The sequence below is a fragment of the Salinifilum aidingensis genome, from assembly GCF_054782015.1.
In genome coordinates this window covers 196,172-222,493 of record NZ_BAAGTH010000006.1, presented here as the reverse complement: position 1 = coordinate 222,493, position 26,322 = coordinate 196,172, and the positions used below count along the sequence as shown (strand labels likewise).

General features: G+C 73.8%; 18 protein-coding genes and 1 pseudogene. 6 read left to right on the top strand and 13 right to left on the bottom strand.

The features are described 5' to 3' along the window. The first annotated feature begins 93 nt into the window (after positions 1 to 93). On the top strand, positions 94 to 3,078 hold the full coding sequence (locus ACYVJE_RS10800; protein ID WP_461144343.1) for a glycohydrolase toxin TNT-related protein: 2,985 nt from the start codon (positions 94 to 96) through the stop codon (positions 3,076 to 3,078). A 105-nt stretch (positions 3,079 to 3,183) separates the two neighbouring features. Here the strand turns inward: ACYVJE_RS10800 and ACYVJE_RS10795 are convergent, their stop codons facing one another. The 10 genes from ACYVJE_RS10795 to ACYVJE_RS10750 form a co-directional block, all read right to left on the bottom strand. Beyond that, complete coding sequence (locus tag ACYVJE_RS10795; protein ID WP_459157275.1) at positions 3,184 to 3,639, bottom strand: universal stress protein; 456 nt, start codon at positions 3,637 to 3,639, stop codon at positions 3,184 to 3,186. Positions 3,640 to 3,885: 246 nt separating this feature from the next. Next, positions 3,886 to 5,466: a bifunctional phosphoribosylaminoimidazolecarboxamide formyltransferase/IMP cyclohydrolase gene (purH, locus tag ACYVJE_RS10790; RefSeq protein WP_461144342.1), complete on the bottom strand. Its 1,581-nt coding sequence runs from the start codon at positions 5,464 to 5,466 to the stop codon at positions 3,886 to 3,888. Then, positions 5,463 to 6,071 carry a phosphoribosylglycinamide formyltransferase gene (purN, locus tag ACYVJE_RS10785; RefSeq protein ID WP_461144341.1) on the bottom strand — a complete coding sequence of 203 codons (609 nt, stop codon included), beginning with the start codon at positions 6,069 to 6,071 and terminating at the stop codon, positions 5,463 to 5,465. The genes purH and purN overlap by 4 nt, the downstream gene beginning before the upstream one ends. Before the next feature lie 175 nt (positions 6,072 to 6,246). Beyond that, on the bottom strand, positions 6,247 to 7,650 hold the full coding sequence (locus ACYVJE_RS10780) for a cell division protein PerM (protein WP_461144340.1): 1,404 nt from the start codon (positions 7,648 to 7,650) through the stop codon (positions 6,247 to 6,249). 321 nt (positions 7,651 to 7,971) lie between these two features. After that, on the bottom strand, positions 7,972 to 8,724 hold the full coding sequence (locus ACYVJE_RS10775; protein WP_461144339.1) for a DUF5336 domain-containing protein: 753 nt from the start codon (positions 8,722 to 8,724) through the stop codon (positions 7,972 to 7,974). A gap of 561 nt (positions 8,725 to 9,285) precedes the next feature. Beyond that, the gene (locus ACYVJE_RS10770) at positions 9,286 to 10,746 is read right to left on the bottom strand and encodes an MFS transporter (protein WP_461144338.1); all 1,461 of its coding nucleotides are present in this window, start codon (positions 10,744 to 10,746) and stop codon (positions 9,286 to 9,288) included. 93 nt (positions 10,747 to 10,839) lie between these two features. Then, positions 10,840 to 12,480, bottom strand: a complete 1,641-nt coding sequence (locus ACYVJE_RS10765; protein WP_461144337.1) for an amidohydrolase — start codon at positions 12,478 to 12,480, stop codon at positions 10,840 to 10,842. Positions 12,481 to 12,686: 206 nt separating this feature from the next. Beyond that, positions 12,687 to 13,571, bottom strand: coding sequence for a succinate--CoA ligase subunit alpha (gene sucD / locus ACYVJE_RS10760; RefSeq protein ID WP_459157282.1), 885 nt, complete (start codon positions 13,569 to 13,571; stop codon positions 12,687 to 12,689). 6 nt (positions 13,572 to 13,577) lie between these two features. Continuing rightward, a complete protein-coding gene (sucC, locus tag ACYVJE_RS10755) occupies positions 13,578 to 14,744 on the bottom strand; it encodes an ADP-forming succinate--CoA ligase subunit beta (RefSeq protein WP_459157283.1) in 1,167 nt (388 codons plus the stop codon). Between the two features lie 374 nt (positions 14,745 to 15,118). After that, positions 15,119 to 16,849 carry a hypothetical protein gene (locus ACYVJE_RS10750; protein ID WP_461144336.1) on the bottom strand — a complete coding sequence of 577 codons (1,731 nt, stop codon included), beginning with the start codon at positions 16,847 to 16,849 and terminating at the stop codon, positions 15,119 to 15,121. Between the two features lie 501 nt (positions 16,850 to 17,350). Here ACYVJE_RS10750 and ACYVJE_RS10745 point away from each other — a divergent pair. Continuing rightward, the gene (locus tag ACYVJE_RS10745; RefSeq protein ID WP_461144335.1) at positions 17,351 to 18,250 is read left to right on the top strand and encodes a M23 family metallopeptidase; all 900 of its coding nucleotides are present in this window, start codon (positions 17,351 to 17,353) and stop codon (positions 18,248 to 18,250) included. Positions 18,251 to 18,317: 67 nt separating this feature from the next. On the opposite strand, the gene ACYVJE_RS10740 is transcribed toward ACYVJE_RS10745, so the two are convergent. After that, positions 18,318 to 20,807, bottom strand: coding sequence for a UvrD-helicase domain-containing protein (locus tag ACYVJE_RS10740; RefSeq protein ID WP_461144334.1), 2,490 nt, complete (start codon positions 20,805 to 20,807; stop codon positions 18,318 to 18,320). A 347-nt stretch (positions 20,808 to 21,154) separates the two neighbouring features. Here ACYVJE_RS10740 and ACYVJE_RS10735 point away from each other — a divergent pair, with 347 nt between their 5' ends. Then, a complete protein-coding gene (locus ACYVJE_RS10735) occupies positions 21,155 to 21,517 on the top strand; it encodes a chorismate mutase (protein ID WP_459157287.1) in 363 nt (120 codons plus the stop codon). A gap of 111 nt (positions 21,518 to 21,628) precedes the next feature. Here ACYVJE_RS10735 and ACYVJE_RS10730 read toward each other — a convergent pair. Together ACYVJE_RS10730 and ACYVJE_RS10725 are read right to left on the bottom strand one after the other, a co-directional pair. Further along, positions 21,629 to 22,949, bottom strand: a pseudogene (locus tag ACYVJE_RS10730) (MFS transporter). A 53-nt stretch (positions 22,950 to 23,002) separates the two neighbouring features. After that, a complete protein-coding gene (locus tag ACYVJE_RS10725) occupies positions 23,003 to 23,812 on the bottom strand; it encodes a 3-hydroxybutyrate dehydrogenase (protein ID WP_459157289.1) in 810 nt (269 codons plus the stop codon). Between the two features lie 196 nt (positions 23,813 to 24,008). Here ACYVJE_RS10725 and ACYVJE_RS10720 point away from each other — a divergent pair, with 196 nt between their 5' ends. From ACYVJE_RS10720 to ACYVJE_RS10710, 3 genes are all read left to right on the top strand, one after another. Continuing rightward, positions 24,009 to 24,332 carry a hypothetical protein gene (locus ACYVJE_RS10720; RefSeq protein ID WP_461144333.1) on the top strand — a complete coding sequence of 108 codons (324 nt, stop codon included), beginning with the start codon at positions 24,009 to 24,011 and terminating at the stop codon, positions 24,330 to 24,332. A gap of 344 nt (positions 24,333 to 24,676) precedes the next feature. Next, positions 24,677 to 25,390, top strand: a complete 714-nt coding sequence (locus ACYVJE_RS10715) for a PIG-L deacetylase family protein (protein ID WP_461144332.1) — start codon at positions 24,677 to 24,679, stop codon at positions 25,388 to 25,390. Positions 25,391 to 25,683: 293 nt separating this feature from the next. Then, positions 25,684 to 26,304, top strand: coding sequence for a hypothetical protein (locus ACYVJE_RS10710; protein ID WP_461144331.1), 621 nt, complete (start codon positions 25,684 to 25,686; stop codon positions 26,302 to 26,304). Positions 26,305 to 26,322 lie beyond the last annotated feature (18 nt).

Below are 26,322 nucleotides of genomic sequence, written 5' to 3'. Positions count from 1 at the left end.
CGGCACACGCGGCACACTGCTTCACTCGTGTCGAGTAGCGTCTAGTGCGGGGTGGGGACGCTGTGCTTGGCCCAGAGGGGGAGGATGTCACCCATGTCGCGTCCGACAGCGATCAGCCCGGAAGAGCAGGAACAGGTCGCCCGTCAGATCGGGGTCCTGCTGTTACAGGCCGTGCCCGACGACTGGCAGCAGATCACCGTGGAGTACCGCGCCACCGGTGAGTACCACGACCTGCTCGGCGAGATCATCAAGCAGGACGGCACCTCCGAGGAGTGGGAACCGCCGACCGAGCTGCCGGGGATCTTCGAGAACCTGCGGGACGGCATGTACCGCCCGGACGTGGGGACCTGGCTGAGCGCGCTGTACGTGGTCGAGCGCCCGTCGTCCTACCGCATCGACATCAACTTCGACTCCGAGCCGAGCTGGCGCCAGCCGCTGCCGCGCGGGGCGTACGCGGACGAACTGCGCCGCTACCCGCGCGCCGAGGAGAACATCCCGGAGTGGATGTGGGCGAAGCTCGACGGCTCCGACGCCTCCGCGGAGGAGGACGCCCCGGAGCGCTCGGACTCCGCGGAGCCCGCTCCCACCGCCCCGCAACCCGCCGAGCGCGCTGGTGACGGAGCCGCGGGCACCGAGGCGCCCGGCGGCGAGGAGGCCGAGCAGCTCGCCGTTCCGGCATCGCCCGCGGAACTGGCCGACTCGGACGAGCCGGGGCAGGACGGCGCCGCCGCGGTCGCGGACGGCCCCGGTCCACCCGGCGCGGTCGCACCAGGGCAGGGCTCCGGGTTCGCCCCCGCCGCGGACCGGGGATCCTCGGACGCGGAGCGGGCCCCTGCCGTCGCGGAGGTCTTCGCCGACATCGACGACCGGGGACTCCCCCTGCTCTCCGGCCGCCCACCGGTGCCGCTGGAAGAGGTCGCCTCGCTGCGGCAGTACCTGGAGACCGCACCGCTGGTCCAGCGCACGGACGAGCACCACGACGAACTGGACTCCGAGCGCTCGCTGAGCGTGCCCGGCACGTGGCACACCGACGGCGTCTGGCTCTGGCCGGGCGCGGTGCCCTACTACCTCGCCCAGTACGGCGTCCCCCCGCAGCCGGAGCTGCTGGCGCACATCCGCGAACGCGGTTTCACCGTGCCCGCGGTGCCGCCGGAGCGGCTCGACGCGGTGCGCGGGTTCCTCGACGGTGCTGCGGGCCCCGCCGGGGAAACCGCCGAGGAGGTCGCCACCGCGCACGCCGGGGATCCCGCCGCGGAGGAGCAGGACGGCACCGCGCCGGAGGACTGGGCCGCATCGGAGGACTGGGTCCCATCGGAGGACTGGGCGCACGGCGAGCCGGTCCCGGCTGCGCACGCGGGCGCGCAGGTGCAGGAGCCCCCGGCAGCGGGAGAACTCGGCGCGGAGGAACTCGGCGCGGGGCACCCCGAGGAGGGCGACCTCGCGGAGACCGCCGCCGCGTCGCTCGCGGTCGAGACCGCGGAAAGCGCCCCGACCGCCGCGGACTCCTCCGCAACGCAGCAGGCGGGAACCGGCGAGCTCGCGGAACCGGGGCTCCTCGGACGCGAGGAACCGGCCCACGAGGCCTTCGGCGGAACCGCGGAGCTCGGCGAAGCGGCGGAGCTCGGCGAAGCCGCGGACGGAGCCCCGTTCGACGGTGCCGCTGGTGGCGCGACCGCCGCGGAAGAGGAGCCGGACGAGCCGGACCTCGACCCCGAGGCGGTGTTCGCGCAGCTGCACGACAAGCTGAACGCCCACGGAGCGGGGAGCGAGGAGTACCGGATCGGCAGCCGCGTGGACACGGCGCGCTGCTTGTTCGCCGACGGTCCGGCGTGGGTCGTCACCGACGAGGACGCCGAGGTGCGGTTCACCCGCGTCGACCACGCCGCCGCGTTCCTGCTCGGTACCCTGCTGCTCCAGCACGACTCGCCGCAGCCGGGTGAGTCCCCCGCCGCCGGGACCGGCGAACCGGACCTCCTCCGGGCCGCCGGGGGCCCGGACGGCCCGGAGGCCGCGTCCGCACCGGTGGAACCGGCGGGGGCGGTCGACGGCGGTACCGGTGCGGAACTGCCGAAGCACTCCGGCGGCAATCCGCTGTTCACCGCCAACCAGCCGAGCGAACCACCGGAGCCGGTCGGGAACGTCGCCGAAGCCCTGGAAACCGACGCCCCGGCGCAACCGCCGCGCCCGGACGGTCCTCCGGTCCCGCCGGGAGTGCAGGAGGGCCAGCAGCCGCCAGCTCCCGCACCGCAGCCGCCCGCTGCCGGCCAGGCCCCGGGGATGCCTCCTGCGCCGCAGGCGCCCGCCGCGCACGGCGGCCAGCCTCCCGCGCCGCCCTCCCCGCAGAGCGGGCAGCAACCGCCGCAGGCACCGGGCCAGCCGCCGGCCGCGAACAACGGTGCACCGGTTCCACCGCTGCCGAAGCGGCAACCGCGGCAGGACGGCGGCGGTGTGCCTCCCGCTCCGCAGCAGCCGAACGGGGCCCAGCTCAACGGGGTCCAACAGAACGGTGCTCAACAGCACGGGGCTCAACCGAACGGGGTGCACCCCGGCGGCGCGCCGGGGCTGGGAGCTCCGCCGCAGCAGGGGCAGGCACCGGTGCCGCCGCGTCCGCAGCAGCCGGGGGCCCAACCAGCGGGGCAGCAGCCGCCGCAGGCACCGGGCCAGCCGCCGGTGAACCCCTCGTCGGGCGAACAGCCGGTGCAGAACCCGGCCGCGCAGATGAACATCCAGCCGTTGAGCGGGGAACCGCCGCTGACGCTGTACCGGGACCGCCGGCAGGTCATGCTGCAGCCGGGCACCGAGCTGGACCGCTTCGGCGAACCGGGCGGCAACGTGACTTACGCGTTCCGCACGCCGTACGGCAACCGGTCGCTGCCGCCGCAGTGGTCGAGCCGCAACTACTACGCCTACCGCGTGCAGCGGCCGCTGCAGGTGCTGCGCGGTTCGGCTGTGCCGTGGTTCGAGCAGCCCGGCGGGGGCACGGCGTACGTGCTGCCCGCCTCCGTCGAAGAGCTGCTGGCGGAGGGCGTGCTGGTGGAAATGCCCCCCACCGAGGTTCCGCGCCCGCCGATGGAGTGACGAGCACGCGAGCACCTCCGGAGCACACCGCGGGACCTCCGCGGTGTGCTCCTCTTCTCGGCCGGGCGGCGGCGTTTCGACCGCCAGGAACCCGGGGCGAGGACGTCAGGGCACGACGACGACGGGCCGCACCGCTTCGACGACGAGCGTGGCCGGCACGGTCCCCAGCAACCCGCCGCGGCGGCGGGAGCGGCCGACCACGATGAGATCCGCCCGGTACTGCTCGGCGACCTGCTCCAGTCCCACCGCGGGATCGCCGCGGTGGTGCACGAAGTCCCAGTTGATGTCGATGTCCCGCAGGTGCTCGACCACCTCGTCCTTCAACTCGGCCACGAGGCTCTCCGCCGCCTCGCTGGCGACGGCCACGCCCATGGGCGACCAGTAGGCCACCCCGCCCACGGCCTCGACGTAGACGAGCACGAGTCGCGCCCGCTCCCGCCGCGCCAGCCCCGCAGCCCACGCCGCGGCGTGAAAGCTCGCCGGGCTGCCGTCCATCCCGACGACGATGCCGCCCAGCCCGTCCTTGCCGATCTCGAAACCGGTCATGTCGCGTTCGGCCACGCCAAGATGGTATGGCCCGCGGTCACCGGGTCCGACGCCTGCGACGCATTCGCAATCTCCGGTGCGCACCGCGCCGCTCCAGCGGTGAACCGCGAGGCCGGCGGAGGGGTTCCGGGCTGCTCCGGGGTCCCCGCGGGGATCCACCGCGCCCGCTGCCACCCCGCCCCGGACACGCGAACGGCCCCGGCCGCGGGGCCGGGGCCGTTGCTGCGCTCCGCCGGTTCGGAGCGGGAGGGCTCCGCCGGTTCAGTGCGCGAAGTGCCGGGTGCCGGTGTGGTACAGCGCCACGCCCGCCGCCGCGCAGACCTCGATCGTCTCGGTGTCCCGCACCGAACCTCCCGGCTGCACGATCGCCCGCACCCCGGCGTCGATGAGCACCTGCGGCCCGTCCGCGAACGGGAAGAAGGCGTCCGAGGCCGCCACCGACCCGCGCACCCGGTCACCGGCGCGGGAGACCGCCAGCCGCGCCGAGTCGACGCGGTTGACCTGGCCCATGCCCACGCCGACCGTCGCCCGGTCCGCCGCCAGCAGGATCGCGTTCGACTTCACCGCGCGGCACGTCCGCCACGCGAAGGCGAGATCGGCGAAGGTGGCCGCGTCCACCGCTGCGCCGGCGGCCAGTTCCCAGTTCGCCGGGTCGTCGCCCGGGGCGTCGACCGCGTCCGCGCCCTGGGTGAGCAGACCGCCCGAGATGGCCCGCATCTCCACCCGGCCGCTCTTCGGCGGCTGCGCGGTGAGCAGCCGGATGTTCTTCTTGCGCATGAGCACGTCCTGGGCGCCCTCCGCATACCCCGGGGCGACCACGACCTCGGTGAACACCTCCGCGATCTGCTCGGCCATGGTCACCGAGACCTCGCGGTTCGTCGCGATCACCCCGCCGAACGCGCTCACCGGATCGCACTCGTGCGCCTTGCGGTGCGCCTCGGCGATGTCCTCGGCCACGGCGATGCCGCACGGGTTGGCGTGCTTGATGATCGCCACGCAGGGGTCGTCGTGGTCGTGCGCGGACCGCCACGCCGCGTCCGCGTCCACGTAGTTGTTGTAGGACATCTCCTTGCCGTGCAGCTGCGCCGCGGCCGCCAGGCCCGTGGCCTCCCCACCGGAGACGTACAGCGCCGCGGGCTGGTGCGGGTTCTCGCCGTAGCGCAGCAGCGACCGGCGCTGCCAGGTCTGCCCCATCCAGCCGGGGAACGGGCTCCCCTCCGCGGACTGCTCGGCCTCGGCGTCCTGCCGCTGGCTCATCCACGAGGCCACGGCCACGTCGTACGAGGCGGTGTGCCGGAAGGCGGCCGCGGCCAGCTCGGCGCGCTGCTGGAACGTGAAACCGCCGCCGCGCACCTGCTCCAGCACCCAGTCGTAGTTGCTCGGGTCGACCACGACCGCGACGTTGGCGTGGTTCTTCGCGGAGGCGCGGACCATCGCCGGGCCGCCGATGTCGATGTTCTCGACGACCTCCTCGTCGTCGGCGCCCGAGTCGACCGCGCGCACGAACGGGTAGAGGTTCACCACGAGCAGGTCGAACGCTGCGATGTCCAGGTCCTGCAGCTGCTGCGCGTGGGTCTGCCGGCGCGTGTCGGCGAGCAGCCCCGCGTGCACCCGCGGGTGCAGCGTCTTCACCCGGCCGTCGAGGACCTCGGGGAAACCGGTGAGCTCTTCGACCGGAGTGACCGGAACCCCCGCATCGGAGAGCGCCCGGGCCGTGCCCCCGGTGGACACGATCTCCACCCCGGCGCCGTGCAACCCGGTCGCCAGCTCCAACAGGCCGGACTTGTCCGACACGCCGATCAGCGCACGCCGCACCGGACGATGCGAGGAGTTCGTACTCACGGGATACTCACCTTCCGTCCCTGCACGGTCCACCCGTGCTCCGCCAGCTGATCCAGGGTGTCCACCAGCAGTCGCCGTTCCGCGGCCTTGATCCGCTCGTGCAGACTCGACTCGTCGTCACCGGTGGCCACCTCGACGGCCTCCTGGGCGAGGATCGGGCCGGTGTCCACACCGGAATCCACGACGAACAGCGTGCAGCCGGTCACCCGCACCCCATATTCCAGCGCGTCCCGCACTCCGTGCATGCCGGGGAAGGACGGCAACAGCGCCGGATGACTGTTCAGGTACCGCCCGCCGAAACGGGCGAGGAACGCCTCGCCGACCAGCTTCATGAAACCGGCCGACACCACCAGGTCGGGCTCGTGCTCCGCGCAGACCTCGGTCAGCGCCCGATCCCACTCCTGGCGCGCACCGTGATCGGACACGCGTCGCACGAACGTGGGGATCCCCGCGCGCTCCGCCCGCGCGAGCCCTTCGACCCCGGAGCGGTCGGCTCCGACGGCGACGACGCGGAAGCGGTCCGACCCGGCGTCGAGCAGCGCCTGCAGCAGGCTGCCCGATCCCGACACCAGCACGACCACGCGCGCGGGCGCTCCGGTGCTCAACCGCCGCGGCTCGTTCCCCTGCCCCGGTTCAACCGTGGTGCTCAGCGTGGACTCCCGACCTCTTCGGCGACCTGACGACGTTCCACGACGCGTTCTCCGCATGCAGCGTAGGTGCCGACCGCCGGGCGAACGCGCAGGGGTCTCACCGGTCGCGGTCCCGCCGGGGCGGAAAGCCTCAGCTCAGGCGCCGATCGGTCGGATCGGCATCGAGTTCGTCCGGTTCCGGCTCGACCGCGGCGGACGGGGTGGTCAACCTCTCACCGCGCAGGGATGCGGCACCTCCCGGCCCCTCGGCCGGCTCGTCCGCGGTGCCCGGTCCTGCGGCGACCTCCTCCGCGGAGTCCGCGGGGATCTCGGCGACGAGCTCGGGGGCGAGCTCCTCGGGCGGTGCCTCGCGCAGTTCCTCCGCCGGGGAGTCCCCGGAGCCGGGCCCCTCCGCAGCGGCGTCCTCGTCGAGCAGATCCTCGCCGGTGCCCTCCGGTTCCCCGACGAGCTCGGGGTCGGCGAGCTCCGGCGCCGGGGGCAGGAACGCCAGTACCGCCGCGGGCACCGCAGTCCAGCCGAACGTCGCCAGCGCCAGCACCACCGGCCCGAGGTCGACGGGGCTGAGCGGACCGTCCGCCACGGTCCCGCCCGCGAGCCAGGCCAGCAGCAGCACGCCGAGCGCGATCACCACCGCCGCGACTCCCGCCGCGCGCAGCCGCTCGACCACGTCCAGCAGCGCGCGGCGGCAGAGCACGCCCACGAGCACTCCGGCAGCGGCCGCGAGCAGCACCATCGCCGACCACCACGCGTGCGGCCCGCCGGCGGGCAGCAGGTCCGTCAGCGGGAAGCGCGGCACGTCCCCGGTAGCCAGGTGCCACGGGCCCACCGAGGCGCGGCCGATCTCGAATCCCGTTCCCGCGGCGAAGGACCAGCCGGCCACGACCGCGTTGGGCAGGTAGACCAGCGACAGCGCGGTCATCCCGAAGCCGGCGCCCCACGTGCCCGAACCGTAGAGCTCGGCCAGTTCGGGCAGCGCTGCGCCGAGGGCGACGAGCACGACCCCCGCACCGGCCGCGAGGACCGCGCCGAGCCCGAGCAGCCCGGCGCGCACGCCCGCCCACACGTCCTCCGGGACGTGCGCCCACAGCTGGTAGAGGAGGCCGCAGCGGGGGGCGACGCCGGCGGCGGCCGCGGCGGTGGCCAGCAGGCCCGCGCACGCGAACGCCGGAGCAGGCGCGGCGTGGGGGCCGATGAGGAAGGCCGCCAGCCCCGCCGGGATCGCGTACCCGACGCCGAAGGTCAGCACCACGGGTCCTGCCTGGTCGGGGCGGCGCAGGCGGCACCGGCGCGCGTACGCGGAAGCGGCGGTGGCGATGAGCACCGCGACGAGCGCGGTGGGCAGCAGCGGCAGCACGCCCAGGGCGAGGCCGTCGAGGGTGAGCGGGACCTGGAAGCAGGACAACCACGCCACCACGGCGCCGAGCAGGATCATCGGGGGTTCGAACTGCGACCCCTCCGCCGCGCCCACGACGCAGGCGAGCAGTGCGGCGACGAGCAGGTAGCTCAGCAGCAGGGTCGCCAGGCACACGGCCACGAGCAGCCACCCGCGCGTCCCGCGCCGGCGCGCCGGAGCTGCTCCGGTCCCCGCTGCCCCGGTCCCGGTTGCTCCGGTTTCGGCCGACGGGTCCGCATCCGTGGTGCGCCGGGCTGGTTCCGCGAGTGCATCGGCTTCGGACACGGCGTGAATCTCGCACCGCGCGCGCTCCGGGCGGGCGGCAACACGCCACTCCGTCGATCATGTCTCCTGATCGGGCGATGCGGGAGATGGAGGTGCCGGCCCCGCACGCAGCGGCCCGGGGTGGCGCCGCGCTGCGGAACCACCCCGGGTCGCGGAGATCAGGCCGGGACTACTGGATCACTGCCCGGGATGCGGCATCTGCTGCGTGCCCTGCGGGCCGCTGTTGCCGCCCTGCCCCGCACCCGGAGCCGGTGCCTGCTGGCCCGGTTGCTGCTGGCCGGGTTGCTGCTGGCCCGGTGCCTGCTGCGGTGACGCCGACGGGGCCGGCCCGCCCTGGCCGGGTGCGCCCTGCGGTTGACCGCCGGAGCCCCACCCGCCCTGCGACGCGGCAGGCGGTTGCCCGAAGTGCCCGGGCACGGGCTTGCCCTGCGGTCCCCATCCGGATCCCTGCTGGAACTGGCCGGGCGGGGCGAACGGGGGTGGCGGCGGCTGGGAGCTGTCCGAGCCCGCCCCGCTGACCGCGGTGACCCCCAGCTCATCGAGCAGCAGGACGACCAGGGCGGCGCTCTGCACCGCGCTCAGCACGAGCACGACGAGCGTGATGCCCACCGAACCGCTGCCGAACAGCGCGTGGACCAGGGCCAGCGAGGCGTACACCGACAGCGGCGCCGCGGCCTGCAGCACGTTCGGGGCGCTCTTGCCGCCGCCGAACGTGGTAGCCGCCAGTCGCAATCCGGCCAGCAGCGCCGCGAGGAGCGACGCCGCGCCGGCGGGGCCGGCGAAGTGGGCGCGCGCAGCGTCGTTGAAAAAGCCGATCAGGTAGCCGAGGACTCCTCCTCCGAACGCCACGAGGAGCAGGATCTCGGGGGTTCCGAGCTGGAACCGTCCGGACGCGGTGGCCTTCGGGGGCGGCGGATACGGCTCGGGCATGGTGTCGACTGTCTCCTCGGAGAGCGTTCGATTGTCGGGACCACCGCGACGGTACCGGATCGGGTGATGCCGGCGACGCGCCAGCAACCGCGCCCCGCCGCTGGTGCCGTTGCCGGTCTTCCCGGACGACCACCGCGCGCTGCGGGTGGTGCGCTCCGCGTCCAGCGCAGCCGAGAACCCCGGACACACCCGAGGACTCGCCCGATCGCCCGGGGAGAATTCGAGCTCCACTCGTGCGGGGACTGCTTCCCGTTTCCCGAGAACCGCGCTTAGAGAGTCCGCGGATTGGCTGTTGAGGGCGGGTGGATGGGGGTAGCTGGGAGGAACCTCCGGCGGCACCTCGCTCCGGGATCCCCGACATCGGGTAGCCACCTACTCCCAGCTGCCCCCGACCACCCGCCCCGGACAGCGGACGGGAGCAGCATCGTCGGGGCTGTCCTCGCGAGGCGGCGCCGGAGAACCCGCAGCGGCTCGGTCTGCATACATGGGGAGGAAGCGGCTGCGCCGCTTGCCTGACGGGCCGGTGCGGTCGAGCACATGGCCACCAATCCGCGCGGCTCCTCACTGGAACGAGTCCGGATTTCCCGCTGGCACCCCGGGCCGGCTCGGGGCGGGGTCGGCGGACGGCGGGGTTGGGTCGGCGGAAGGCGGGGCGGAGCTCTGCAGCCGTTCGCCCCACCCCAGCAGCACGTGCACGGCGAGCGCGCACAGCGCGATGAACGCGGCCACCCCGCCCATCACGAGCGCGAAACCGTCCACCGCGTCCGCAGTGGTGGGAGCGCCGTCCGAGGCCGCGCGGGTGACGGCGAGGATGACCGGTCCGACGGCCCCCATGCCCAATCCCATCCCGAGCTGCCCGACGGCCGGTTTGACGGCCCCCACGGAGCCGAGCATCTCCTTGGGCGAGGCCGACATGATCACGGCCGACTCGGAGTTCTGCGCCCACATGATGCCGAATCCCACGAGGAAGGCGGCGAGGCCGAAGTACCACGAGCCGGTCGTGCTGCCGATCGCGGGGAGCAGTCCGATGCCGAGCGCGATGACCAGCAGGCCGCTGGTGAACACGGCGCGCGCCCCGACCCGCCACCGCTTCTGCGCCTCCCCGGCGGAGAGCGTGCCCAGCAGCATGCCCACCGACATCGCGGCCATGACCAGCGATCCGACGAAGGCGGAGCGGCCGAGCGTGGACTCGAGGACGTGCGGCAGCTGCACCGCGACCACCCCGTTGCCGAAGTTGAACGCCACCCCGACCACGCAGGCGGCGGTGAACGCGGGCACGGCGAACAGGCGCACGGGGAATCCCGGGTCGCGGCGGCGCGCTTCCCACGCGCCGAAGGACACCAGCAGCACCGCGGCCAGCCCCAGCGCACCGAGCACGAACGGGTTGGACCAGCCCGCATCGCCGGCGAAGGTGAGCCCGCCCATCAGGCACAGCAGGCCGACCGCGGAGGTGGCGACGCCGACGGTGTCGAACCGCCGGTGGTGCGCCGCGCGGCTCTCCGGCACGGTGGCCGTTCCGAACGCGAGGAACACCACCCCGAGCACGGGGATGATCAGGCAGCACGCCCGCCAGCTCAGCGCGGACTGCAGCAGTCCGCCACCGAGCGTGCCGAGCAGGCTGACCGCCGACTGCACCCCCAGCCAGGCGCCGAAGGTGCGGGGCAGTTCCCCGGGGCCGAACAGCGCGGGCAGGATGGCCAGGCTCATGCCGAAGCTGGCCGCGGTGCTCACCCCCATCACCATCCGCCCGACGACGAACACGGCCCCGTGCGGGGCGGCCGCGCACAGCACCCCGCCGAGCACCATGCCCCACGTGCCCAGCAGCAGCACTCGGCGGCGGCCGTGCAGGTCACCGAGTATGCCCACACCGAGCATGGCCGCGGCCAGCAGCAGCGTGCCGATGCTGGAGGCGAACGACGTGGTGCCCGGGTCCATGTCCAGCTCGGCGGACACGGCGGGCAGGGCCAGCGAGTTGACGCTGGGGTCGAGCACCTGCAGCGCTGACAGCAGCGACAGCGCCACCAGCGCGAGGCCGCCGGCGGTGCGGCAGCCCGACCACCGCGCGCGGCCAGCGCTGGGGCACCGGGCTCCCGGTGCCCGTGGCGGTCATGGCGATCACTTCCCCGCCCGGTGGGTGGCGACGCCGTCGAGGTAGGTGGCGTGCACCGGGATGTCGCCGATCACAGCGGGGTCGACCGCGTGCGGGTCGGCGTCGAGCACCACGAGGTCGGCGTGCTTGCCCGCTTCCAGCGAACCGATCTCCTCCTCGGCGAACAGCTGCCAGGCTGCGTCGATGGTCTGCGCGCGCAGCGCCTGCTCCACCGAGATCCGGTACTGCTCACCGAGGACGCGCCCGCTGCGGCTCTGCCGGGTGACGGCCACCTGGATGTTGCGCAGCGGCTCCTCCGGGGTGACCGGCGGGTCGTTGTGCAGCGAGATCGGCACGCCCGCGTCGACGGCGGCGCCGGCGGCGGTCCAGGACTCGCCGCGTTCGCCGAAGAGGCCGTCCACGAGCACGTCGCCCCAGTAGTAGATGTGGTCGACGAACAGGCTGCAGGTCACGCCCAGCCGCGCGGCGCGCCGGTACTGCTCGGACGTCATCGTGCCGCAGTGCTCCAGCCGCAGCCGGGCGTCGGTGCGCTCCGGGTGGGCGCGCAGCGCGTTCTCGTAGACGTCGAGCACGGTGTCGACGACGTCGTCGCCGTGCACGTGGCAGGCGATCTGCCAGCCCTGCGGGAAGTAGGCGGCGACGATCTCCTCCAGCTGTTCGCGGGTGTAGTTGGCGCAGCCGCGGTGACCGGTGGGCAGCCCGAGCGCGCGGGTCTGCGGGGTCTCCAGGTAGGGGAAGCTGGTGGCGATGTTGCCGACCCACGGCGAACCGTCGGCCCAGATCTTGATGCCGACCTGCTGCAGCAGCGGGTCGCCGGCGTCCTGGCCCGGCGTGGCGCCGGTGCGCATCTCGGCGGTGCTCTTCTCGTACACCCGCATGCGCACCTTGGGGGTGGCGGTGCGGTAGAAGTTCCGCAGCGGTCGCCGGGTGTCCGGGTCGAAGGCCATGTCGGAGGTGGTGGTCACGCCGACCCGGGCGAGGCGGTCCTGCTCGCCGGACATCAGCTCGGTGAAGTCCTCGCCCTCGGGGCGGCGCAGCGCCCCGCTCATGAGCAGCAGCGTGGCGGGGCTCTCGAACGCGGCGCCGGTGGGGCGCCCGTCGGCGTCCCGCTCGAAGTGCGCGCCCACCGGGTCCGGGGTCTGCTCGGTCAGGCCGACGCGTTCGACGACCGCGGAGTTGGCCCAGGCGCTGTGCCCGCTGTTGTGCATGACGGTGAGCGGGTTGTCCGGGGCGAGCTCGTCGAGCAGGGCGCGGTTGATCGCGGGCAGCTCCTCCTGCAGCAGCGGGTCCCAGCCGAAGGCGCCGAGCCAGCGGCCGGGTTCGGCCTCGGCGATGGCCCGGCGCAGTTCGGCGAGGGCTTCGCCGGCGGTGGGGCGGACGACCGGTCGGATGTCGATGATGTCGGGCCCGGTGATGACCATTTCCATGGTCGGGTGCCCGTGCGCTTCGACGAAGCCGGGGAGCAGGGTGCGGCCGGCCAGGTCCACCCGCTCGGTGCCCGGGCCCGCGCACCGGGCGATTTCGGCGTCGTCGCCGACGGCGAGGACGCGTCCGTCCGCGACGGCCAGCGCCGTGGCCACCGGGGTTCCCGCGGACATGGTGCGCACGGTGCCGCCGGTGAACACGAGATCAGCCGTGGGTGCCATGCAGACCTCCCATTAGTTAGATTGCCTAACGAAAGAGTAGTCCGCTCGGCGTCGAGCGCACCACGGCACAGCACCGTGAGAAATCTCGACCCGACCCGGGCGCCGGGCAGAACACCGGGCAGCGGCGCGAACCGACGCCCCGAACGAAACCGGGCCGGGCGCTCCCGCGGAGCACCCGGCCCGGTGAGAACCGGACGGCGGAGCCGTCAGCCCTGCACGATCTCGCGCATCAGGCGAGCGGTCTCGCTCGGCGTCTTGCCGACCTTGACCCCGGAGGCCTCCATGGCCTCCTTCTTCGCCTGCGCCGTGCCGGAGGAGCCGGAGACGATGGCGCCCGCGTGACCCATCGTCTTGCCCTCCGGCGCGGTGAAACCGGCGACGTAGCCGGCGACCGGCTTGCTGATGTTCGCCTCGATGTAGTCCGCGGCGCGCTCCTCGGCGTCCCCGCCGATCTCGCCGATCATCACGATCGCCTCGGTCTCCGGGTCGTCCTCGAAGGCCTGCAGCGCGTCGATGTGCGTGGTGCCGATGACCGGGTCACCGCCGATGCCCACGCAGGTGGAGAAGCCGATGTCCCGCAGCTCGTACATCATCTGGTACGTCAGCGTGCCGGACTTGGAGACCAGGCCGATCTTGCCGGACCCGGTGATGTCGGCCGGGATGATGCCCGCGTTGGACTTGCCCGGGGAGATGACACCGGGGCAGTTCGGCCCGACCAGGCGGGTCTTGTTGCCCGTGGCCCGCGCGTGCGCCCAGAACGTGGCCGCGTCGTGGACCGGGATTCCCTCGGTGATCACCACGGCCAGGCCGATCTCGGCGTCGATGGCCTCGATCACGGCGTCCTTGGCGAACTTCGGCGGGACGAAGACGACGGAGACGTTCGCGCCGGTCTCGGCCATCGCTTCCTTGACCGAACCGTAGACGTTGAGCTCCTGGCCCTCGATCTCCACGGTCTGCCCCGCCTTGCGGGCGTTCACGCCACCGACGATGTTGGTGCCGGAACGCAGCATCCGGGCGGTGTGCTTGGTCCCCTCAGAGCCGGTGATGCCCTGAACGATGACCTTGCTGTTCTCGTTGAGGAAGATCGCCATCGCGCGTCACGCCCCCGCAGCCAACTCGGCGGCCTTGTCGGCCGCACCGTCCATGGTGTCCACCATCGTCACGGCCGGGTGGTTGGCCTCGGCCAGGATGCGACGGCCTTCCTCGACGTTGTTGCCGTCGAGGCGGACCACCAGCGGCTTGGTGGCCTCGCCGCCGAGCATCTCCAGCGCCTGCACGATGCCGTTGGCGACCGCGTCGCAGGCGGTGATCCCGCCGAAGACGTTGACGAACACGGACTCGACGTCCGGGTCGCCCAGGACGACGTCCAGCCCCGCAGCCATCACCTCGGCCGAGGCGCCGCCGCCGATGTCCAGGAAGTTCGCCGGCTTGACGTTGTTGTGCTGCTCACCGGCGTAGGCGACGACGTCCAGGGTGGACATGACCAGACCGGCGCCGTTGCCGATGATGCCGACCTGACCGTCCAGCTTGACGTAGTTCAGGTCCTTCTCCTTGGCCTTGGCCTCCAGCGCGTTCTCCGCGGCGGAGTCGGCCATCTCGGCGTGCTGCGGGTGCCGGAAGGAGGCGTTGTCGTCGACGCTGACCTTGCCGTCGAGCGCGATGACCTCGCCCTGCGGGTCCTTGATCAGCGGGTTGATCTCGACCAGCGTGGCGTCCTCGGCGACGAACGTCTCCCAGAGCTGGACGACCGCGTCGGCGACCTGGTCGGCGACGTCGGAGGGGAAGTTCGCGGCGTCGACGATCTCCCGCGCCTTGGTCTTGTCCACGCCCTCGATCGGGTCGATCGGCACCTGGGCCAGGGCCTCCGGCTTCGTCGCGGCGACTTCCTCGATCTCCATCCCGCCCTCGACCGATGCCATGGCCAGGAAGTTCCGGTTGGCGCGGTCGAGCAGGAAGGAGAAGTAGTACTCGTCGGCGATGTCGGAAGCGCTGGTCACCAGCACCTGGCGGGTCGTGTGGCCCTTGATGTCGAGCCCGAGGATGGCCTCGGCCTTCTGCTCGGCCTCGTCCGGGCTCTCGGCCAGCTTCACGCCGCCGGCCTTGCCCCGGCCTCCGGCCTTGACCTGGGCCTTGACGACGACCGGCCCGCCCAATTCTGCAGCGGCTGCCCTTGCCCCTTGCGGATCGGTGGCCACGGAGCCAGGCAGCGTGGGAACTCCGTGGTCGGCGAAGAGCTCCTTCGCCTGGTACTCGTACAGGTCCACTCGAGTCTCCTGCGACGTCGGTGTCGGACGGTGAAGACCATATCGACCTGCGACGACGAACGGGGCAGCGCACCCGGTGAACTGCCTCACCCGCAGGCCCCCGCTACCGGGGGTGAATCAATGCAGCGCGGGCGCAGTCCGCAGCGGAACGTACCGCGCCGCGGTTGGTCCGTGACGAACGGAACAGCCGCGCGCCGCCCGATCGGGCGGCGCGCCCGGGTCCTGCTCCGGTCGACCGGGACCGCCCCGGTCCCCGTGCTGGTCACTCCCCTTCGGGGCCAGTGTCCCACCGGCGGGCGCGCGCCCGCACCGCGGCGGCGCCGGAAACCCGCTCCCACGGCCTGCGACCAGGCCCCGCGCGCACGCCCCGGCGATCAGCTCCCCGGCGGGCGCGCGGCCGCGGGGCGCTGCGCCCGCCCGGCGAGCCCCGCGGCGACCAGCAGCACCACGAGCGCCGCCAGGCCCAGCCACAGTCCGGGACCGGCCCAGGAACCCTCGAGCCGGCCGACGGTCAGCGGGTACTGGGCAACGCGCACCGCCACCACCGAGGCCGCTCCGGTCAGCAGCGACGCGGCCCGAGCGGGCCGCGAGAGCGGGGCCACCACGCTCGCCCCCACGACCGCGATCACCGCGACGAGCAGCCCCCAGGAGGTCGTCCCGAACGCGCTGAACACCCCCGGCGGGGTGTAGTCGGGGGCGTCGACCACCGGGAAGCTGAACGCGCCCGCGCCGAGCACCAGCGCCACCAGGCACGGCGGCAGCACGTCCCGACGCATCGCGATCTCGGTGAGGTCGACCTCGTCGCGTTCCACCGCCCCGGCCAGCGCCGCGGCCACCGCCGCGAGCACGGCCAGCACCAGCGCGGCCCCGCACGCCCACGCGCCGGGACCGGCCGCGGCGTCGGCGACCTGCACGGCGGTGAACACCGAGTCGAGCACGGCGGCGCAGGACAGCGGCACCACCGCCCAGGCGACCGCCAGGACCGGCCGGATCCGTTCGGCCCAGCCGCGCACGAGCACGGCCGCGCCGAGCACGAGCAGCAACCCGCCCGCGACCCAGAGCAGGCGCGCCGGGTACTCAGCGGGGTCCTCCATGCCGCCGGGCAGCCGCAGCTGGCTCGTGGCGGCCGCGACCAGGCAGCTTACCCCGGACAGGCAGGCGAGCACCGCGGTCAGCGCGAGGAGCCGGCCGTGCGCGGGCAGTTGCAGTTCCCGGCGCCGCTCCCCCGCCGCGCGCAGCCGGCGCCCGGCCGGGACCGCGAGCGCGGCCAGCGCGAGGGCGGCGAGCGAACCGAGCACCGGCCCCCAGCCCGCCTGGAAGTCGGCGAGCACCGCGGCCGTCACCGGCGCGGGCGCGAACACGCCGACCAGCCCCAGCGCCAGCCCGAGCAGCCCGCCGCGCGCGACGTCGGGATCGGTGGATCCGACGGCGAGCCCCGCGGCGACCGGCACCGCGAGCGCCAGGAGCAGGCTCCCGGCGAGCACGGCCGGCGGGCCGTCGACGGCCGAGGTGGGCACGACGTACGGATCATCGGAGCTGTAGGAGGCCATCAGCGCGGCCACCGCGGCGAGCGCCCCGGCGACGAGCCCGACGGCGAGCAGGCCCTGGCGCTGCGGTCCGTCACCGGCGGTGTCCCGCGTGATCGACCGCGCGGCGAGGACACCGGCGGCGAGCACCGCGACGTGCCCGGCCAGCAGCAGCCACATCCCGGTTCCCGGGGTGAAGGCGGCGAGGCGCTCCGGCCGCAGCAGCTCCGGGCGCGCGAGCGCGCTCGCGTCGAGGGCCAGCTGCGCGTCGTGGACGGCGCGCCCCGGGGCGAGCGCCGCGGGCCCGACGAGCACGGCGGCGGCGACGACGTCCCGCCCGCGCGCCCGCAGCCACAGCGAGGCGGCCGGGGCGAGCAGTGCGAGCACGAGCAGCAGCGGCCACGAGGGATAGGCGGGTGCGGGATCGGGGACCACCAGCCCCGCGAGCGGGCCGAGTCCGCGCAGCAGCGCACCGCTCAGGGCGAGCACCACCGCGGCGGTGAAGGCCGTGCGGCCGAGGGGCTCGTTCCGTTCCGCCTGGGCGGAACCGCGGGCGGGGGAAGCAGACCGCTCAGTCACCGCGCAAACGCTAGTAGCGCCGCTCCGCCGGGCCGCGCCCAGGGCCGGCACGTCGCTTTCCGCCGCATCGCTGTCGGTCTCCCGCTTGCCTGAGGGGCCGGTGCGACCGGGTACGACCGCACCACCCGACACGCCCACTCCTTCGGGGTGATCTACATCATTTTTCGGGGAGCTGGCACGTGCAGCACCTCGGAGGAGTGACACGCACCGGACCACCGCCCGGCCCCCGCCCGCACGTGAAGTCGCAGGAAGATGCACCTTCCGGGCACGCACCGCTGCTGAATCGAAACCGCGCCCACCCCGGCGGAAGAGCTGGCGATCACCGAACGCGTCCGCGTGCACACGAATGGAGACTTGCCCCCGGACGATCACCTTCGTTACCTTCCTCCGGTCCGTTGTCACAGTCCGATCACGACAACACCCCGCGCCGGTTCCCCGACCGGCGAGCCGGAACCCCCGTCCGGCGACGTGTTCGGACTCCCCGAGACGGAAGGGCAGGCATTGTCGCGATACCGCTCCCCCAGCGGCGAACAATCTTCCCCGGCAACCGCGGAGGCCGCGTCCCCGGCAGCACGCAGCGGCCCCGCCGAGCCGTTCGGTGATCCCGGCGAGGCCGTGGACACCCGCACGAGCACGGCCACGCGCACGCCCGCCACGGTCTGGCGCGGACGCATCGTCGTCGCCGCCGTCGCCGCGGGCGCCTTCGCCGCCGCCGGGCAGTCCCTCGCGAGCGAGGAGGGCCACGCCGCCGAGCGCGAGGGCTTCGACCCCGGCGGGATCGCCGCCTCGTTCGGAACCGCCACCTCCGAGGAGGCCTCGAACGACGAGGCCTCGGACGGTGCGGGGCCGGCGCAGAAGTCGCAGCAGCGCTCGGAGCGCAGCGCCGCTCCGGCCGCGGAGGTGCTGCCGGCCGCGCAGCAGACCACCGACTCCGGCTCCGAGGTCGAGAAGCTCGCCAAGAGCGAGCGCATCGCCGAGGAGCGCGCCGCCGCGGCCGCCGAGGCAGCGCGGCCCAAGTTCGCGCAGCCCGCGCAGGGCTACTTCACCTCCGGGTTCGGCGGCCGGTGGGGCACCACCCACTACGGCATCGACATCGCCAACTCCACGGGCACGCCGATCGTCGCCGCCGCCGACGGCGAGGTCATCGAAGCCGGCTCGGCCAGCGGGTTCGGCATGTGGGTCCGCGTGCAGCACGACGACGGCACCATCACCGTCTACGGCCACGTGGACACGATCACCGCCGAGGAGGGCCAGCAGGTGCAGGCCGGCGACCAGATCGCGACCATGGGCAACCGCGGGTTGTCCACCGGCACGCACCTGCACTTCGAGGTCTGGAACCCGAGCGGCGCGAAGGTCAACCCGCTGCCGTGGATGCAGGAGCACGGCATCTCCCCGGTGTAGGCCCTCCCGCGACCGCCGCCGGGCCGCCGCGCACCGAAGCGGCGCGGCCCGGCGGCGGTAGCGCACCTCACAGCTTGGTCAGCGGCACGCTGCCGATGAGCATCAGCCGCACGGTGCCGTTCGCCCCGAAGTCGATCGTCGCCGTCGCCCGCGGCCCCTCGCCCTCCGTGGACAGGACGGTGCCCAGGCCGTACTTGTCGTGGTTGACCCGGTCGCCGGCGGCGAGCTTGATCGCCACCTCGTTCTTCCAGCCCTGCGCACCGGTCGAGCGCATGCCGCCCGCGCTGAGCCGCGCCTGGGCGGAGTCCGCGCCGGTGCGGTCGGCGGCCCGCCCGCCCCACGTGCTCCGGGCCTGCGGAGCGGAGCGCTCCGGCTCCACCCGCCGCCACTCGACGAGCTCCGCGGGCAGCTCGTCGAGGAAGCGCGACGCGGGGTTCGTCATCGGCTGCCCCCAGGCCGACCGGGTCAGCGCCCGCGAGACGTACAGCCGCCGCCGGGCCCGCGTGATGCCCACGTAGGCCAGCCTGCGCTCCTCCGAGAGCTCCTTCTCGTCGCCCAGCGCCCGGTTGTGCGGGAAGACGCCCTCCTCCCAACCGGTGTTGAACACCACCGGGAACTCCAGCCCCTTGGCGGTGTGCAGCGTCATCAGCGTGACCACGCCGTCGCCGGACTCGGGCAGCGCGTCCGCGTCGGCCACGAGCGAGATCCGCTCCAGGAACGCGGCCAGCGAGTCCTCCGGCGGCAGACCGTCGTCACCGGCCGCGTCCTCCGCGGCCGCGGCGGCCTCGGTGCCGACCGGCCCGCCGGCGGGCTCCCCATCGGCGGGGGCCTCCACCGCGCCCCCGGCCGCCTCCGCCTCGGTTCCGCCGCCGGAGCGCGCCTCGGTGAACTCGCGGGCAACGGTGAGCAGCTCGTCGAGGTTCTCCACGCGGGTGGCGTCCTGCGGATCGTCGCTGGCGTCGAGCCCGGCGCGGTAGCCGGTCCGCTCCAGCGCGGTCTCGAGGACCTCGCCGACATCGGCCTCGGCCGCCAGCTCGCGCAACTCGTCCAGCAGCGCGACGAACCCGTTGATCGCGCGGGCGGCGCGCGTGTTCAGCTCGGCGATGTCACCGGCCGCGGCGGCGCGCAGCGCCTGCGCGAAGGACAGGCGCTCGCGCTCGGCGTGGGCGGCGACGAGGGATTCGGCGCGGTCGCCGATCCCCCGCTTGGGCACGTTGAGCACCCGCCGCAGGCTGACCGCGTCCTCCGGGTTGTCGATCACGCGCAGGTAGGCCAGCGCGTCGCGCACCTCGCGCCGCTCGTAGAAGCGGACCCCGCCGATCACGCGGTAGGGCAGGCCGAGGCGGATGAACACCTCCTCGAACACCCGCGACTGGTTGTTCGTCCGGTAGAACACCGCGATGTCGTTGAACGTGACCGACCCCTCGTCGACGAGCCGGTCGATCTCGGAGGCCACGAACGCGGCCTCGTCGTGCTCGTTGTCGGCGACGTAGCCGACCACCGGCTCGCCCTCGCCCGCGTCGCTCCACAGGCGCTTGTCCCAGCGGTTCGGGTTCCTGCGGATGACCGCGTTGGCCGCCGACAGGATCGTCTGCGTGGAGCGGTAGTTCTGCTCCAGCAGGATCGTGCGCGCCTGCGGGTAGTCGCGCTCGAACTCCTCGATGTTGCGGATCGTCGCGCCGCGGAAGGCGTAGATCGACTGGTCGGCGTCGCCGACGACGCACAGCTCGGACGGCTCCACGCCGCTGTCCGTCGGCTCCGTGCCGACGAGCTCGCGCACGAGCACGTACTGCGCGTGGTTGGTGTCCTGGTACTCGTCCACGAGCACGTGGCGGAACCGGCGCCGGTAGTACTCGGCGATGCCCGGGTGGTCCTGCAGCAGCTCGACCGCGCGCATGATCAGGTCGTCGAAGTCCAGCGCGTTCGCCTCGCGCAGGCGCTGCTGGTAGGTGGCGTAGACCCGGGCGACGACGCGCTCCAGGTCGCTGCCGACCTGCTCGGCCGCCTGCTCGGGCCCGATGAGCTCGTTCTTCAGGTTCGAGATCTGCCCCGCGAGGGTGCGCGCCGGGTAGCGCTTCGAGTCCAGCTCCAGGTCGCGGGTGATGAGGGTGATCAGCCGCTTGGAGTCGTCGGCGTCGTAGATGGAGAAGTTCGACGAGAGCCCGAGGGTCTTCGCCTCCCGGCGCAGCACGCGCACGCACATCGAGTGGAACGTGGACACCCACATGGCGCCGGCGCGGCGTCCGACGAGCTCGGCGACGCGCTCCTTCATCTCCGCGGCCGCCTTGTTGGTGAACGTGATCGCCATGACCTGCCCGGGGTGCGCCCCGGTGGCCAGCAGGTGCGCGATCCGGTGGGTGAGCACCCGGGTCTTGCCCGATCCGGCGCCGGCGACGACCAGCAGCGGAGAGCCGCGGTGCGTCACGGCCTCCTGCTGCTGCGGGTTCATCCCCGCCAGCAGGGCGTCGGTGTCGGTCCCGCGCCGCTCCGCGCGCGGCGCCGGACCGGCGGACTCCGGACCCTCGGACTCGTGCGGAAGGTCGAACAGGGTGCTCATCGTGCCTCCACGTTACCGGGCGCGGCGGACGGTCCACGCGCAGACGGCCCGCTGGTGCGCCCCGATGATCGCGGGTGCCGCCGCGGGCCGGGCAGGCAGGGGCGCGGCGGAGTCGAACAGGTGCTCGTGGCGAGGCGTACAGGCGTGCTCGCTGTTCCGGCCGCGCGGAGGTGTGGCACACTGGTCGCCGTGCTGGCGCGCTACTACTTTTTCTACGGGCACCGGAAGGCTCCGGCGCCCGTGGACGCGTGAGCACTCACCATCTACGACGCCCCGGAGTCCGCGGACCCGGGGCTTTCGCGCATCCGGGCCGCTCGCTCCGGGCCCGATGAACCGGAGGACGTGCCATGAACACCACTGTGGACGGTGACTGGGGGCGGCCGGAGAGCTCGGCGCCGCAGTCCGCGCAGAACGCACCCGCCGCACCGGACGCCCCGGAGCAGGCCGCCACCGCGATCTCCGACTTCCGCGAGGAGATCGACCACATCGACGCGGAGATCCTCCGGCTCGTCAAGCGCCGCGCCGAGATCTCCCGGCAGGTCGGCGAGCAGCGCATGGCCGCGGGCGGTCCCCGCATCGTCTACAACCGGGAGATGGACGTGCTCGCCCGCTACCGCGAGCTCGGGCCGGAGGGCCGAGAGCTGGCGATGATCCTGCTGCGGCTGGGTCGGGGCCGACTCGGGCACGAGGGCGCTGAGTCCGAGGGCTGACGCCGCCGGCCCGCGCCGGCCGCGGCGGCCGGTGCGGGCGTCCCGGTCGCCGAGCAGCGGATCAGGCGAGTTCGCCGCGCAGGCGCGTCCCAGCTGCCCCGGCCGCCCGCGTCACAGCCCGTGGTCCGCGGTCAGGCCGCGGTCCCGCGTCTCGGCGGACAGCAGCACTGTCACCGCGGTGACCAGGGCGCACACGACGAGGTAGGCGACGATCGGCGCGGACGAGCCGAACTCGCGCAGCAGCGCGGTGGCGATGACCGGTGCCAGCGAGCCGGCCGCGATCGAGGCCAGCTGGTAGCCGATCGAGGCGCCCGAGTAGCGCACCCGCGTGCCGAACAGCTCGGAGAAGAACGCCGCCTGCGGTCCGTACATCGCGCCGTGCAGCACCAGCCCCACGGTGATCGCCAGGCTCATCAGCACGAACGACCCCGTGTCCAGCAGGCCGAAGAAGGCGAAGGCCCACGCCCCGGTGCCGACCGCGCCGAACAGGTACACGGGGCGGCGCCCCACCCGGTCGGACAGCGCGCCCCACGCCGGGGATCGTGACGAAGTGGATCACGGCGGCGATCAGCGAGGCGTTCAGCGCCATCGCCCGCGGCAGTTCCAGGTGCGTGACGACGTAGGTGAGCACGAACGACGTCAGCACGTAGTACACGACGTTCTCGGCGAAGCGCGCTCCCATCGCGGTGAGCACGGCGCCGCGGTAGCGCCGCAGCACCTCCAGCACCGGCGGTTTGGCCTCCGCCCCGGTGGCGCGCGCCTCCTCCTGGGCCTGCCGGAACACGGGCGACTCGTCGATGCTGAACCGCACCCACAGCCCGATGAGCACCAGCGCACCGGACAGCAGGAACGCCACGCGCCAACCCCAGGCGAGGAAGGCCTGTTCGCTCTGCACCGCGGCCAGCACCGCCAGCACCGCCACGGCGAGCAGGTTCCCCAGCGGCACGCCGCACTGCGGCCAGGACGCCCAGAACCCGCGGTGCTTCGCGCCCTCGTGCTCGGAGACGATGAGCACGGCACCGCCCCACTCGCCGCCGATGGCGAAGCCCTGCACCAGTCGGAGCACGGTCAGCGCGATCGGGGCGGCCACGCCGATCGCCTGGTACGTCGGCACGAGGCCGATGAGGCAGCTGGACAACCCCATGAGCGTCAGGCTGAGCACGAGCAGCCTCTTGCGGCCGAGGCGGTCGCCGTAGTGGCCGAAGACGAGGCCGCCGAGCGGCCGCGCGACGAACCCGACCGCGTAGGTCACGAACGCCAGCAGGGTGCCGGTGAGCGCGTCGCCCGCGGGGAAGAACAGCTGGTTGAACACCAGCGCCGCGGCCGACCCGTAGAGGAAGAAGTCGTACCACTCGACGGTGGTGCCGACCAGGCTCGCCAGGACGATCCGGAACCGCCCCGTGCCGACGGCGCTCCGCGTCGAAACACCCATCACTCACACCTCTCCTCGGCGACCGGCTGCTCCTCGGCGGCCGCCCGCGTCGGTCAGTTGGCCGACCACGCCCCGTCCACGGACAGCGAGGCCCCGGTCACGGATTTCGCGGCCGGGGCGCACAGCCACAGGGCGAGATCGGCGACCTCGTCCGGTTCGACGAGGCGCTTGGTGGGGGTCCGGTCCAGCAGCACGTCCTCGAGGACCTCCTCCTCGGGAACGCGGTGCAGCACCGCCTGCTCGGCGATCTGGCGTTCCACCAGCGGTGTGCGGACGAACCCGGGGCAGATGCAGTTGGCGGTGACGCCGTGGCGCGCTCCTTCGACGGCGATCGTCTTGGACAGCCCCTCCAGCCCGTGCTTGGCCGCCACGTAGGCGCTCTTGAACGGGGAGGCGCGCAGTCCGTGCACCGAGGAGATGTTGATCACGCGTCCCCAGCCGCGCTCGTACATCGCGGGCAGCGCGGAGCGCACGACCCGGAAGGCGGCGGAGACCACCACGCGCAGCAGCGTGTCGAACACGTCCGGGGAGAACTCCTGGATCGGGGCGACGTGCTGGAAACCCGCGTTGTTGACGACGATGTCGGCGCCCTCGCCGAGACCGCTCGCGTTGTCCGGGTCGGACAGGTCGACCACCCGCGCCTGCGCGCCGAGCTCGGCGGCGAGCCGGTGCAGCGGCTCGGCGTCGCGGTCGACCACGAGCACGTCGGCCTCGGCGGCGAAGCGGCGGGCGAGAGCCGCGCCGATCCCGCCTGCCGCACCGGTGATGACGACGCGCTTCCCGGCGATCCCGCTGCCGGGTGCGGGGCTCGCGGCGGCGGGCGGTGCCGCGGGTTCGGGGCCGGGGTCCCGACGATCGGTCATGACCGGGAAACTATGCGCGATCGCCGCGGTGATCCAGACGTGGGCGGCGTCTTTTCCGCTCCGCGGTGACGACCCCGTCCCCCGCCCACCGGACGTGGTACCCGTTGCCGGTTCGGCGCGGCGCTCCCACCCCTCGCCCCCGAACTCAGGAGAAGTCCCCATACCGGAAGCGCAGCGGGCGAGGCAGACTGGAGTCATGGGTGCAGTTATCGGTGTTGTCGCGTTGTTGATCACGCTGGCCGCGCTCGGCGTCGCGGCCGGGCACATGGGCTACCTCGCGATGCTGAACGCCGCGGCGAAGAAGCGCGCGGGCGGTCAGCCCGCGGCCGAGTTCGCGCGCAAGCGCTATCCGATGGCCGGGCTCGGCCTCGGCGTGACGGCGGTGGCGCTGCTGATCGCGCTCGGCGGCGGGGCCGGCGCGGACATCTTCGCGATCCTGCTCGGCGGCGGGGCCGGCTTCGGTTCGCTCAAGGCGCTGCAGAGCAGCCAGGCGAAGTTCCGCCGCGGTGAGCTCGACTAGGAGGACGTCGTCAAACCGTTTTGCGTGCGGACTCCCGTGGCGGAACCTCCCGCACGGCTCTCGCTCCGGGTGCTCGACCTCGAGTAGCCACCTACACCACGTCTCGCCTTCCTCGCGAGAGCCGCACAGGAGAACCCGCAGTGGGCCCGGCTGCGATGCGGGGTCGGCGGTCGAGGCAGCCGCGAGCTGCGAGCTGTCGCGCCGAGATGACGAAACGCTTGCAGCCCCCTGGCGGCGACCGACAGTCACGTAAAAAGTACTGCCAGTGCTCCGGCGGCACTTGTGAGCTCCGCTGGTGGTGCGGGTAGAGACGCAAGTTGCCCGGGTGGTGCATGCCGGGAACCATGGGCGCCGTGGATCACGATCGCGTCCTGGTGGTGACCGCGCACCCGGATGACGCCGACTTCGCCGCCGCCGGGACCGTCGCCTCCTGGGTGGCGGCCGGGGAGCTCGTCACCTACTGCGTGTGCACCTCCGGCGACGCCGGAGGTTTCGACGACACCCCGCGCGAGGCGGTGCCGCACCTGCGCGAGTCGGAGCAGCGCGCGGCCGCGGCCGCCGTCGGAGTGCGCGACGTGCGCTTCCTCGGCCACCGGGACGGTTCGCTGCAGCCGGACATGGCGCTGCGGCTGGACGTCAGCCGCGTGATCCGCCAGGTGCGGCCGCACCGGGTGCTCACCCACTCGCCGGAGATCAACTGGGAGCACATCCCCGCCTCGCACCCCGACCACCGCGCCGTCGGGGAAGCGGCGCTGGCGGCGGTCTACCCGGACGCCCGCAACGCCTTCGCCCACCCCGAGCTGGTGTCCGAGGGCCTGCAGCCGTGGAGCGTGCCTGAGCTGTGGCTGGTCGCTTCACCTGAATGTCGGATCAACCGCGCCGTCGACATCACCGATCACTTCCGTACGAAGGTCGCAGCACTGGCCGCGCACACGTCGCAGACGTCGCACCTGACCGACCTGGCCGGGATGCTGCGGCCGGGGTTGGCGCGCATCGCCGAGCAGCACGGCATGCCGGGACGGCTGGCCGAGTCGTTCCAGGTCGTCAACACCGGGTAGCGACCGTCCCGAGGTGGAAGGCGGTACCGATGGCCGACGGGCGATCCCGCTGCAGCGGAGCCGGAGGTCACTCCGGATCCGGGGGCCCCTCCGGAGCGGCGCGACGCGCGCTGGTCGCGCCGGCAGGGCCCCACGCCCCGCCCGCGGGGAGCGCCCCGCTCCGGGCGGGAGCACCGCCCCCGGCCTCCGGGCGCCCGGAGGCCGAAGCCGCCGGGCTCCGCGCCTTCGACCTCGGCACGGTGCCCGCTTCGGTGACCCCGCCGCGCAGTTCCCGCCGCGCCGCCTGGTTCGCCGTGACCACCTCAGCAGTCGTGCTCAGCGCCATGTCGGTCATGGCGACCGCCGCGCACAACCGGACGCCCGCCCCCGAGCACCTGCCGCCCCCGAGCCTCCCGCACGGCGACCCGCAGCTCGGGCTCGCCGCACCGCAGGACGACGCGCCGGCAGGAGAGCGGGCGGGCCGGCCGCACCCACCGCACACCGTCGTGCGCGAGGGGGAACCCGAGCACCCGGCCACCGCGCAGGCCCCGCCCGCGCCTGCCGCGAACAGCCCCGCCACCGCCGAGCCCGCGGCGGACGCCCCCGGCACGACCCCACCGGTCGGCATCGGGGCGCCCACCGCGCCACCAGGCGCCGCACCCGACCACCCGGCGCCCGAGCCCCCAACTCCCGGAACCCCGGCACCGGATCCGGCTCCCCGGCCCGAGCCCGCGCCACCGCCCTCCATCGCACCGGAACCGCCCGCGGTGCCCGAACCCCCGGTGCTCGACGTCGTTCAACGGCCCCTCTTCCCGCCGCAGCGGGGAGTCCTGCCGGCGTCCCTGCTCCCGGAGCCCGGACTCGGCTCCGACGGCTGGTCACCGGCGAACACCGCCGCACCGGCGGCCACCGCGGCCGGGGACGCCGCGGCGTGACGCGCGATCCGGCGAAAC